This window comes from Cupriavidus sp. CER-90, assembly GCF_057652055.1.
This window is the reverse complement of sequence record NZ_JBYGYM010000001.1, coordinates 1,365,096-1,377,049: the sequence shown is the minus strand read 5'-3', so window position 1 is coordinate 1,377,049 and position 11,954 is coordinate 1,365,096. Positions and strand designations below refer to the sequence as shown.

The 11,954-nt window shown below is 68.5% G+C and carries 9 protein-coding genes; 5 read left to right on the top strand and 4 right to left on the bottom strand.

Going from position 1 to position 11,954, the window contains the following annotated elements; translation table 11 throughout:
* Positions 1-17: 17 nt before the first annotated feature.
* Positions 18-2,885, bottom strand: coding sequence for a M16 family metallopeptidase (locus AC24R4_RS06235; RefSeq protein WP_487522512.1), 2,868 nt, complete (start codon positions 2,883-2,885; stop codon positions 18-20).
* Between the two features lie 189 nt (positions 2,886-3,074).
* Between AC24R4_RS06235 and AC24R4_RS06230 the strand changes: the two genes are divergently transcribed.
* From AC24R4_RS06230 to thpR, 3 genes are read left to right on the top strand one after another with little or no spacing between them, the layout of a single operon-like run.
* Positions 3,075-4,637, top strand: a complete 1,563-nt coding sequence (locus AC24R4_RS06230) for a DNA-3-methyladenine glycosylase 2 family protein (protein ID WP_487522511.1) — start codon at positions 3,075-3,077, stop codon at positions 4,635-4,637.
* Positions 4,634-5,197 carry a methylated-DNA--[protein]-cysteine S-methyltransferase gene (locus tag AC24R4_RS06225; protein ID WP_487522510.1) on the top strand — a complete coding sequence of 188 codons (564 nt, stop codon included), beginning with the start codon at positions 4,634-4,636 and terminating at the stop codon, positions 5,195-5,197. The genes AC24R4_RS06230 and AC24R4_RS06225 overlap by 4 nt, the downstream gene beginning before the upstream one ends.
* Before the next feature lie 3 nt (positions 5,198-5,200).
* Complete coding sequence (gene thpR / locus AC24R4_RS06220; protein ID WP_487522509.1) at positions 5,201-5,749, top strand: RNA 2',3'-cyclic phosphodiesterase; 549 nt, start codon at positions 5,201-5,203, stop codon at positions 5,747-5,749.
* Here the strand turns inward: thpR and AC24R4_RS06215 are convergent.
* Positions 5,733-6,356, bottom strand: a complete 624-nt coding sequence (locus AC24R4_RS06215; RefSeq protein WP_400397318.1) for a LysE family translocator — start codon at positions 6,354-6,356, stop codon at positions 5,733-5,735. The genes thpR and AC24R4_RS06215 overlap by 17 nt on opposite strands.
* Before the next feature lie 139 nt (positions 6,357-6,495).
* Between AC24R4_RS06215 and AC24R4_RS06210 the strand changes: the two genes are divergently transcribed.
* A complete protein-coding gene (locus AC24R4_RS06210) occupies positions 6,496-7,401 on the top strand; it encodes a LysR substrate-binding domain-containing protein (RefSeq protein WP_487522992.1) in 906 nt (301 codons plus the stop codon).
* A 230-nt stretch (positions 7,402-7,631) separates the two neighbouring features.
* Positions 7,632-8,426, top strand: coding sequence for a flagellar brake protein (locus AC24R4_RS06205; protein ID WP_400396654.1), 795 nt, complete (start codon positions 7,632-7,634; stop codon positions 8,424-8,426).
* A 15-nt stretch (positions 8,427-8,441) separates the two neighbouring features.
* Here AC24R4_RS06205 and AC24R4_RS06200 read toward each other — a convergent pair whose 3' ends face one another.
* Positions 8,442-9,290, bottom strand: a complete 849-nt coding sequence (locus AC24R4_RS06200; RefSeq protein ID WP_029051034.1) for an IclR family transcriptional regulator domain-containing protein — start codon at positions 9,288-9,290, stop codon at positions 8,442-8,444.
* A gap of 262 nt (positions 9,291-9,552) precedes the next feature.
* Positions 9,553-11,886, bottom strand: a complete 2,334-nt coding sequence (locus tag AC24R4_RS06195; RefSeq protein ID WP_487522508.1) for a patatin-like phospholipase family protein — start codon at positions 11,884-11,886, stop codon at positions 9,553-9,555.
* Between the last annotated feature and the right edge of the window lie 68 nt (positions 11,887-11,954).

The window sequence follows — 11,954 nt, the reverse complement described above, 5'->3', positions numbered from 1 at the left end:
TTGGGGGCTTGTGGGGTTCAAGGCTTGCTGGCGTCGGGCGGCGCGGCGGCCGCCGGTGCCCCGGCCTCGGCAGGAACCGCCGTCGGCGCCGTCGCACTCGCGCCGAAATCCCCGGCGAATGCTTGCGTCAGCATGGCCGGGCCCAGGTAGCGGCGGATCGCGGCGTTGACGGCTGCGGGCGTGGCCGTGCGGATGCCTTCCTCGATGGCCGCCGTGTGCGCCATGGTCCGGCCCAGGTACGCCTGGTTGGCCAGCGCGCCGGCCAGTGCGCCGTCGCGCGTGCGGCTGACCATGCCCTGCTGCAACAGGCCGCTGGCGGCCTCGGCCACTTCGCTGGCCGTGACGCCGTCGCGGACGAAGCGCGCCATTTCTTCGTCAACGGCCTTGCGCAGGCGGGGCAGGTTCTGCGGGGCATAGGCCGCCCACAGCCCGAACCGGCCCGCGCGGTCCAACGCGCCGACCGTCAGCGAGCTGGATACGCCATAGCTGATGCCGTCAAGCTGGCGCAGGCGGTCGGCCAGGCGGCTGCGCATGCCGGTGCCGCCGAACACACGGCTCGCGATCAGCATCAGCGGGTAGTCGGGCGAATCGCTGACCAGGTCCACCGGCTGCGAGGCCAGGTAGACCGCATTGGCCTTGCCCGGCGTGTCGAGCGTGAAGTCGGTAGGGGGAATCGCCACGAACGGCCGGTCCACCCGCTCGAACGGTACCTGGGCGCGCCAGTCGCCGAACAGGAATGCAGCTTGCCGGATAGCGTCATCGGCATCGAAATCGCCAACGATCGCCAGCTGTGCATGCTCCGCGCCATAAAAGCGCGCATGGAAATCGCGCAGGTCCGCGACCGATACGGCGCGCAGGTCGGCCACGCTTTCGTCAAACGTTGGCGTGTAGCGCGGGTCGCCGGGCGGGTACGGATTGCCGTGGCGTCCCAGGGCATTCGGCGCCAGTGCGTTGGGCTGCTTGCGCTGGCTTTCGATGCCCGCGACGCTGCTGGCCCGCAATGTCTCCAGTTCATTGCCGGGGAAGGTCGGCATGCGCAGCACGGTGCGCAGCAGCGCCAGCAGGTCGGGCAGGTATTCGCGCCGCGTGTCGAAGCGTACGGTGACGCGTTCGTCGCTGCCCGATATCGACACGTTGGCTTTCAGCGCCTCGAAGCGGTCGGCGATCTGCTGCCGTGTGAACGCACCGGCGCCGCGGTCCAGCATGGCGCCCGTCATGGACCCTACCGCGTTCTTGCCCTGCAGCGCCTGCAGGTTGCCGATGTGCAGGACCAGCGTGCCGTTGACTGCGCCGCCCCGCGTGGGCTTGGGCAGCAAGGCAAGCTGCATGCCGTTGGGCAGCGTCTGGCGCACGGTATGGGCGTCGATATTGGCCGGGGTTGGATCGAAGGCGGCCACGGCCTGCGCCGCCGGCTTGCCCGTGTAGTGCTGGGTCAGCGCGGCCAGGTCGGGCGCGGCGGGGATGGCGGCCAGCTGTGGCTTGTCTCCCGGCACGAATTCGCCCACCGTGCGGTTGGCCGGGCGGAAGTAGTTTTCGGCCACGCGCTGCACGTCGGCCCGGGTGGTGGTCTCCACGCGGTCGCGGTTGATGAAGAACAGCCGCCAGTCGCCCTTGGCGATGGCGCCGGACAGCGCCACGCCGTAGGCGGCCGGATCGTTCAGCGTCTTCTCGTAGGCATTGCGCAGCCGCACCCGGGCGCGCTCGATTTCCTCGTCAGTGACGGGATGCGTCGCGACGCCCTCCACCGTGGCGATCAGCGCATCGCGCACCGGCTCGATCGGACGGTCCTTGCTGGTGCCCGCCGCAAACTGGATCACCCCCGGGTCCTTCATCGACGTGAAGAACGACCCCTGCCACGCGGCCTTGCGGGTGTCCACCAGGCTGCGTTCGAGCCGGCCGCCCGGCGTGTCCGCCAGGATGACCGCCAGCATGTCCAGCGCGGTGATGTCGGGGTGCGCGCCCGGTGCCACGTGATACATCGCCGACACGATGCTGCTGTCGCCCGGTCGCACCAGGGTCAGCTCGCGCGCGCCTTCCTGGGCCGGCTCGACCGTGTACTCGGACGGCAGCACGCGCGTCGGACGCGGAATCGCGCCAAAGGCCTGTTCGATCCGGGCGAGCGTGCGCGCCGGGTCGAACTGCCCCGTGACCACCAGCACCGCGTTGTCGGGCTGGTAGTAGCGGCGATAGAACGCCTGGAGGTTGTCGATGCCCACGCGCTCCACGTCGCTGCGCGCGCCGATCACCGCCTTGCTGTAGTTGTGCCAGCGGTAGGCGGCCGCGTACATCTGCTGCTGCAGCATGCGCATGGGATTGTTCTCGCCAATCTCCATTTCATTGCGCACCACGGTCATCTCGCTGTCCAGGTCCTTGCGCGCCACGAAGCTGTTGACCATGCGGTCGGCCTCCATGCGCAGGGCCCAGTCGAGGTTGTCCTCGCTGGCCGCGAAGGTCTCGAAGAAATTGGTACGGTCCTGGTTCGTGGTGCCGTTGTACTGCATGCCGCGCCGCGCGAATTCGGTCGGAATGGTCTTGCCCGGCAGTGACGGCGTGCCCTTGAACAGCAGATGTTCGAGCAGGTGCGCCATGCCCGTTTCGCCGTAGTTTTCATGGCGGCTGCCGACCAGATAGGTCATGTTGACCGTGGTGGTGGGCTGCGCGTCGTCGGGCGCCAGCAGGATGCGCAGTCCGTTGGGCAGCCGGTATTCGGTGATGCCTTCGACGGTCGTGACGGGCGTGGCGCGTGCCACCGGCGCGGCGGCCGGGGGCGCAGGCAGCGGACCCGTCCGCGCCGCGTGGACGACGGGGACGCTCAGGCCGCAGACGATGGCCATGGCAATGCCGGCGATTCGGGTCATGCCGGCAGCGGGACGACGACGGTTCATGCAGACTCCAGAGGCGGCATGCAACGCCGCAGGTGAGCAGATTCTAGCCTCAGCGGCGTGCCGTGCAACGCGGCCGACCGCACTTTCAGAATCGGGCGCAAAGTGACGTCGTCCTTTCTTCAGAACGGCTTCAGGGGAATGTCCGATTCCAGCGCATTCAACGCGTCGCTCTGGCGTAGGATGCATGCCATGGAACTCGATCCCGACACCTGCTACAAGGCCGTTGCATCACACGACCGCCGCTTCGACGGACGCTTCTTCGTAGGCGTGTCGTCCACGGGCGTGTATTGCCGGCCGATCTGCGCGGTGCGCACGCCGAAGCGCGAAAACTGCACGTTCTACGAGTCCGCGGCGGCCGCGGAAAAGCATGGCTTCCGGCCGTGCCTGCGCTGCCGGCCGGAACTGGCACCGGGCCATGGGCTCGCCGATATCTCCGGACGGCTGGCGCAGGCCGCTGCCACGCTGATCGACGAGGGCTTCATGGCCGGTGCCGGCGTGGCCCAGCTGGCCGCGCGCATCGGCGTGACCGAGCGCCATCTGCGCCGGCTGTTCGATGCCGAGTTCGGCGTGTCGGTGCATGAATATGCGCAGACGCAGAAGCTGCTGCTGGCCAAGCGCCTGCTGACCGATACCGTGCTGCCCGTGACCGAAGTGGCGCTGGCGGCCGGGTTTGGCAGCGTGCGCCGCTTCAATGATGTGCTCAAGGAACGGTATGGCCTGACGCCCCTGGCGATGCGCAAGCGCGCGGCCGATGGCATGGCGGATCGCCTGGTTTTCGAACTCGGCTATCGTCCGCCGCTGGCCTGGGCCGAATGGCTCCGGTTCCTGGCCGTGCGGGCCGTTGACGGCATCGACCAATGCCACGCCGGCGTCTACACGCGCTCGATGGCCATCGACGCGGGCGGCCACCGGCACCTTGGCTGGGTGCGGCTGGAACACGTGCCGAAGCGCACGGTGGTGCGCGTGACGCTGTCCGGTTCGCTGGCGCACGTGATTCCGCAGGCGCTGGGCAAGGTGCGCCGCCTCTGCGATCTGGGATGCCGGCCCGATATCGTTGACGCGCACCTGGGCGAGCTGGCGGCCGGCACGCCGGGCATGCGGCTGCCGGGCACGTTCGACGGGCTGGAGATTGCGGTGCGGGCCATCGTCGGACAGGTGATTTCAGTGGTCCAGGCGCGCCGTATCCTGGCGCGGCTGGTGCGCATCGCGGGCGAGCCGTTGCCGCCGCAGGCGCTGGCCGGCCTGGTGAATCCGGCCGATGCCGCCGAGGCGGCGCCCGTGACCCACGCCTTTCCGACCCCCCAGGCGCTGGCCACGCTGCCCGATGCCGATTACCAGGCGGCCGGCGTGTCGGTGCCGAAGATCCGCGCGATCCGGGCCCTGGCGCGGCAGGTGGCGGCCGGGGCAATCCGGCTCGATCCGCACGCGGCCCCTGAGGACACCGTGGCGCGGCTGTGCGCGATCGACGGGATCGGCGACTGGACGGCGCAGTACGTGGCCATGCGGGCGCTGGGCTGGCCCGATGCGTTTCCGGGCACCGACTACGCGTTGCGCAAGGTGCTGGACGTCAGCACCGTGCGGGCGATGCAGGCCAGGACCGCGCAATGGGCGCCGTGGCGCGCCTATGCGGCGATCCACCTGTGGCATCGCTACGAGCAGATCAAGGACGCTGCGCAGACGCCGGGCACCGGCGCCGACCGCATCGACATTCTGGACCGCAACATCAAGGACAGCGAGGAAGCCGCAGCATGAACAGTTATCAGATCATCGACAGCCCGCTGGGCAATATCCTGCTGCGCGCGCAAGACGGCCTGCTGACAGGCGTGTTCTTCGCGGGGCAGAAGTACCACCCCGGCCAGGCCAGCGCCACGGCGCCGGCATCCGACGCCGACGCCCGCGTGCTGGCGCAGGCGGCGGTAGAACTCGACGCCTACTTCGACGGCCGGCTGCATACGTTTACCGTGCCGATCCGGTTTGCCGGCAGTGCGTTCCAGCAACGGATCTGGCAAGCGCTGTGTGACATCGAATTTGGCGAAACGTCTACGTACGGACAACTGGCTGCCGGCCTTGGTCTGCCGCCGAGCCATTCACGTGCGGTGGGCGGGGCGGTGGGGCGCAATCCGCTGTCGGTCATCGTGCCGTGCCACCGCGTGCTGGGCGCATCCGGGGCGCTGACCGGCTACGCCGGCGGCGTCGATCGCAAACGCGCGCTGCTGGGCCTGGAGGGCGTGCTGCAAGCGGGCGAGGTGGGCAATGGTCTGGGCGAGGCCGGCCACGCGCGGGCGGGCCAGGCTGTGTTGGCGCTCTATTGAACGGTGCCGCGGCTTTTCATCGCGATCGACACACCGGCCGCGCTGGCGCACGCGCTGCTGCAAACCCTGCCGGCCCATCGCGATATCCGGCCCACGCCAGCCGCGCAGTTGCATCTGACGCTGCGCTTTCTGGGCGACTGCGACGCAGCGGTCACGACGGCCATCGCGCAGGGGCTGCGGGGCGTGGCCCTCGAGCCCATGGTGCTGCACATCGTTGGCGTCGGCCGATTTCGGGGCAGGCAGGGGTCGATCCTCTGGGCCGGGCTGGCCGAATCGGCGCCATTGCAGGGTCTGGTCGATCAGATCAGTGCGGTGCTGGAAGCCCACGGCATCGCGCCTGATCCGCGTCGCTTCCGCCCGCATCTGACCCTGGCGCGCTGCCGTCCGGGCGTGCCCGAGCCGCTGCTGCGCGATTGGCTCGGCGCATTCCGCGACCTCGCGGCGCCGCCGTGGCACGTCGATCGATTCCTGCTCTACGAGAGCTTTCTTGGCAAGGACGGCGCGCGGCATGTCGTGCGCGACACGTATCGGGCGGTCAGCCCAGGTTGCTGACGCCCAGCGCCACCCCCAGCCCGCATAGCGTGGTGCCGATGACCCGGTCCAGCAGCCGCTGGCGCTGCAGCATGGCCGCGCGCAGTGCCGGCGAGCCGAAGCACCACGCGACGATGCCGAACCAGACCAGGTGCGCCAGCGACATGAACAGGCCGTAGCCGAACTGCGCCGCCAGCGGGGTATGGGGGCTGACCACCTGCGTATAGGTGCTGACCACGAACAGGGTGGTCTTCGGGTTCAGCGCATTGGTCAGGAAGCCCATGCGGCATGCCGCGGCGCCGGAAATGGCTGGCGCGGCCGTGGTGTCCACCGTGATTGCCTTGCGATTGCGCAGCGTCTGGATGCCGATCCATACCAGATAGCCGGCGCCCAGCAGCTTGATGACCGACAGCACGCCATGGGCGTGGGCCATCAGCAGCGACACGCCGAACATCGTATAGGCCACATGCACCTGCACGCCCAGCGCGATGCCCAGCGCGCACAGCAGGCCGGTGCGCCGGCCGAAAAGATAGCTGTTGCGGGTGACCATGGCGAAGTCCGGCCCAGGGCTGATCACGGCAAGGACGGTGATGGTGGCGACGGCGGCAAGTTCGGCGAGCGGTGTCATGTTCTGGTCAGTTTTCGTTGTGGAAAGCGGTGGCCGGGGGAGGCGTGGCAGGCACGATTCTGTCTCGCAGAAATGGGTACGCAAAGCGATTTATACTGGCGCAATTCCGTGAGCAAAACTGACTGATCGCATGGCTTCGATGCACTGGCTGGGCTGGGTCCGCTTTTTCGAGGCGGCGGCCCGGCACCAGAATTTCGCCCGCGCGGCCGAAGAGCTGCACCTGACGCACGGCGCGATCAGCCGCCAGATCCGGCAGCTGGAAGACGCGCTGGGCGTGCCCCTGTTCGAGCGGCGCAACCCGGCGGTATTCCTGACCGAGGCCGGCCAGACGCTGCATGCGGCGGCCACGCAGTCGATGGATCTGCTGGCGGCCGCAGCCGAGCGCATCCGTGCGCCGACGCCGCCCGCGGCGCTGGTGCTGTCGTGCGAGCCCACCATCGCCATGCGCTGGCTGATCCCCCGGCTTGGCCGTTTTTCGGCGGCCCATCCGGGCGTTCCGCTACACCTGATGACGGCCGGTGGCCCCGTGGACTTTGCCGCGCAAGGCATTGATGTTGCACTGCGGCGTAACGATTTTGCGTTCGATCCGCGCTGGCACACCCGCGAACTGGCGCCCGAACGCGTCGGTCCGGTCTGCCGTCCGGATCAGGCAGCGTCGGGGCTGGCCGACGCGGTCAGACTGCATACCCGTACGCGTCCCGATGCCTGGCAGCGATGGGCCCGCAGCGCCGGGGTGGCGCTGCCGGGCGTGCCCGACGGGGCCGGCAGCCAGCGCGACGCCTGGTATGAACACTTCTACCTGAGCCTGCAGGCCGCGGCTGCCGGGTTGGGATGGGCCGTGGCATCGGAATGGATGGCCGCCGACGAACTGGCCGATGGCCGGCTGACCGCGCCCCAGGGATTCGTGCCCGACGGGTCCGCGTACCACCTGATATCTCCCGTGCCGTTTGCCAGGGACCCGCGCCGCGAGGCGCTGTTGCACTGGCTGCGTGCCGAGCTGGCGCGGGCGCCCGTGGGGCAATCGGACGCGCCGGTCCGGCAATGAACAATGCTGCACCCGCCGTGGGTTTGCGGCGCCGAAAGCGTAGCGGAAGCTACCCCACCGAAGTCGGTTCCTAAAGTTACGTCGTATTTTGCCGAAGGCCATGGCATATGCTTGCGCCGCCAGGGTGGCGCGCTTACCATGCGGCGGCTGGCGCGCCGCGCGCTGACAGATCCATTGCCCGCCCGCCCCGGCGATCCGCGGCGCAACCACTATTAGACGTAGCGTATTCCATGAGTCTTCAAGATCCCCGCGGGCCGCAGGCAGGCCAATCCTTGTCTCAGTTCGAGGGCGAGTCCGACGAGCGGGACGCTGCGCAGTCGGATGAACGCTACCGGCTGACGCACAGTTCGCAGATCGGCACGGTGCTGCGCGACATGGCGTGGCAGAAATGCCTGCTGAACGTGCGCTCGCGCAATGGCTCCGAGATCGTGACGTCGATCCTGCACGTCGATCCGGCCAACAAGACGTTTATTTTCGACTGGTGCCGCGCCGATGGCGAACGCCAGGCGTTGATGGGGTCGGAACAGAATGCCTTTTCCGGCCTGCTGCGGGGTGTACCGGTGAACTTCGTGGTGGGCACGCCCGGTGCCACGCGCTTCGAGGGCGGCCCGGCCTTTATCGCCGACTTCCCCGAAAAGCTCTACCACTTCCAGCGCCGCCGCCATTTCCGTGCGCGCACGCTGCTGACCAAGGGCTATCGCTGCGAGGTCGTGCTGCCGGCGTCGGCCGACAAGTCCACGCTGCAGCTCGATATCGCCGATCTTTCGCTGTCCGGCGTGGGCCTGCGTTCGCGCCAGGTGGGCGCCGACCAGCTGCCGGTGGGCACGGTCATCAAGAAGTGCCGCCTCGATTTTGCCGAGTTGGGCCGCCTGGAGCTGGACATGCAGGTGGTCGGCCACTGGCTGGTCGGGTTTGACGACAACACCGTCCACCACTACGGCTGCGCGTTCCTGAATCCGGACGGCCGCATGGAAAACTTCCTGCAGCGCCTGGTGTTCCAGCTGGAACTGGCGCACCGGGGCTGAGCCCCGGCGGGTCCGTCAGCTTCCGACCAGCTTGCCGATCGCGGCTGCCGCCTCGCGCATGGGGCCGAGCAGCCGCGCGATCATTTCGGATTCCGACACCTTGTTGGCCTTCACGCTCACGCTGATGGCCGCCACCACCATGCCCGTCTGGGCGCGCACCGGCACGGCAATCGCCCGCAGGCCCGGTTCCAGTTCCTCGTCGATCAGCACATAGTCCAGTTCGCGCGCGCGCTGGAACGCGGCTTCCAGCTCCGGCCGCGACACCTTGGTCAGCAGCGTGCGCGGGCGCAGCTCGGCATGTTCGAAGAACGCTTCGAGCACGGCGTCGGGCTGGTGGGCCAGCAGCAGGCGGCCCGTGGACGTGCAATAGGCCGGCAACCGGCTGCCCATGCCCAGCGCATGGGTCAGCACGCGATGCACTTCGGAGCGCACCAGGTACAGGATGTCGATGCCGTCCAGGATGGCCAGCGCCGACGTCTCGTGGACGCGCGCGCTCAGCGTGTCGAGGATGGGCTGCGCCGACGACACCAGCGATGTCGATGAGAAATAGGCATGTCCCAGGTGCAGCACGCGCGGCCGCAGCGCAAAGTGTCCGTCCTGCTGGCTCACGTATCCCAGCTGCTCCAGCGTATAGAGACAGCGTCGCACCGAGGCGCGCGACAGTTGCGTGCGCTGGGCCACCTGCGAGATCGTCAGCGGCCGCTTGCGCTCGGAGAACGCCTCCAGCACCGTCAGGCCGCGCGCCAGCGACAGCATGAAGTTCGGATCGCCGGCAAAGCTGTTGAGGATATCGGCCGGCGGATGGGCGGCGCGGACGGTGTCGGCCTGGGCTGGCTTGAGATGGATGGGATTGGGGGCGTCCATGGCGGGGGCGATGCGCTGTTCGATAATCGCGCATCTTAACGCTCCGGCACGTAGATTGCCGAATTCCGGACAAAAAAATGTCGCCGATTGGGGCGGCGACCGGGGAAGGGGGTGTCAAGAGGACGGGGGTCCCACCGACATCGTCGAGTATAGAGAACCGCGCAGAGACATTACATACAACTAAGGTGGGGGTTCGGTATGCCGCACTTTGTGGCGCAGTCTATGGCGCAGTCGCCACCCTTGAGGCCCCGCTCCAGGCGGGCTACGGCTTGCCCAGGAACAGGTAGAACGCGTAGTGGCCCCCGGCCGCCCGCCCGTAGGCGAGGTAAAGCGGGCCGATCGGGCTGTCCACGCCCAGGAACAGCGACCCCGATTTCAGCGCCCCGGTGGGACTGCCCGCCACCAGCGGCGCACCGACCCGCCCGATTTCCGCGGACGCCCCGGCGTAGACGCCTTCCAGCAGCGTTTGCTTGACGAGCTTGTTGTAGTAGACCAGCCGGGCGAACTGGATATTGCCGCCGATCAGCTGCCCCGTGCTGTAGCCGGACTGCTGCAGGAAGCCGCCCCACTGGAACAGGTCGTAGCGGGGCAGCCCCGGACCGCCGATATTGCTGCCGGCGCGGATGCCCAGGTTCACGGTGCTGCTGCCAAACGAATACGCGCCGGTCGCCGTCAGCTCGCCCTTCGTGTAGGTATCGGTGGCGCCCATGCTGGCCTGCGACGAGAACACGTTGATCGATCCGCCATAGCCAAAACGCGGAAAGTTGATGCTGTCCAGCTGATCGAACAGCAGCCGGCCCGTGATGGCGCGCCGCTGCACGTCGCTGCCGGCGGCCGGCGCCAGCGACTCCGGGCCGGTGGACAGCGACACGTTCTGATGCCCGATCACCACGCCCAGCCGGGCTTCGCCGTACTTGGTGAACTGGCTGCCCACATCGAACGCGAAATCGGTGCGGCGCAGGTCGTATTCGGCGATCTTGCTGTCGCCGCTGAACACGTTGACCGGCCGGCGTTCCAGTTCGATGCGCGGCGCCACGAAGAACAGCTGGCGCGTATCGAGCGGCTGGTAGAACTCGCTGACCAGGCTCGATGTCTGCCCCACCTGCACGTCGTTGCGCCATTCGGCGCCGAGCGAATTGAGCCAGGTGCGGCGATAGCTGGCCAGCAGGTTGAAGAAGGCGTTGCCACGGAAGTCCGAACTCAGGCCCAGCCCGAAGCGCAGGTAGTCGGGACCGTAGCTCTTTTCGATGGCATCCACGTTCAGCACCCGCTTGCCCGGTTCCTCCAGGAAGCGGTAGTTCACATGCTCGAAATCGCCGGTGCCGAACAGGCGCCGCATGTCGCGGTCCAGCGTGGCCTGCGTGATCGGCTCGCCGGGCCGGGTTTCCATGGTGGCGGCCGCAAAGGCCGGGTTGACGCGATCCAGCGGGGCGAAGCGGATCTCGTCGACCGGGCGCAGGTCGGGCGGCGGCAGGGCGCGCTGCGCGACGCGCAGGGCCGCGTATTTGTCTTCCGGCAGCGCCAGCGCCGACAGCCGGTCGGCCACGCGCTGGGCGGCCGCTTCGCCAATGGGGATGGTCTTGGGCAGGTGGTTGAAGTCGCCCGCCGAGAAATCGCCGAGGGCCGGCTCGATCAGGATGTCGGTCGGCTTCAGCGACGCCAGCGACGTGCGCACGTTCTGCTCGGTCAGGATATTGAGCATCTGCCCGGTCACGCCGATCAGCGAGGTCAGTTCCTCGCGCTTCATCAGCGGCGTGCCCAGGTTCACGGCGATGACGATGTCGGCGCCCATGGCCCGCGCCACGTCCACGGGCAGGTTGTCGGTGAGCCCGCCATCGACCAGCAGCTTGCCCTCGTACTCGGTGGGCGCCACCGCGCCGGGCACCGACATGCTGGCGCGCATGACATTGGCCAGTTCGCCCTCGCTGAAGACCACCGGCGTGCCGGCCACCAGGTCGGTGGCCACGGCGCGGTAGGGAATCGGCAGCGAGTCGAAATCGCGATAGCCGGGCGCATTGGCCAGCTGGCGCAGCACGGTTTCGAGCTGCACGCCCGATACCACCCCCTTCGGCAGCAGCAGGCCGTCCGACCGTACCCCGATCTCGGGCGTCACCAGGTTGGTGTGATCCTCGATCTTGCGCCGGATGGCCAGGTCCTGGCGCGGCGGGCGCTCCTTGAACAGCGCATCGGTCGACAGGCCGCCGACGAGCTTTTCCATATCGGCGGTGCTCATCCCCGTGGCGTAAGCGCCGCCGACCAGCGATCCCATGCTGGTACCGGCGATGCAGTCCACCGGCACGCGTAGCGACTCCAGCACCTTCAGCACCCCGATATGCGCCGCGCCGCGTGCGCCGCCGCCGGACAGCACCAGGCAGATGCGGGGCCGTCCGTCCGGATGTGGCGGCAGCGCGGGGCGGGTGACAGGTTGGCCGGGCGTGGCGGGTGTCAGTACCGGCGGGGCGGTGGGGGCCGGATTGGGCGGCGGCAATAGCGCGCGGCCCGCGTCGGCCGCGATGGCGGCGGCGCAGGCCAGCATGGCCGCCAGACCTGCGGCGGACCGATGCAATGCGGAAGTGACGCGCGTGGCAGTGACCATGGCAATAGGCAGTCCGCCGTGTACCGGTTCGGCGCACCACACTATCAGCAGCGCCCAGCCCGGCACAG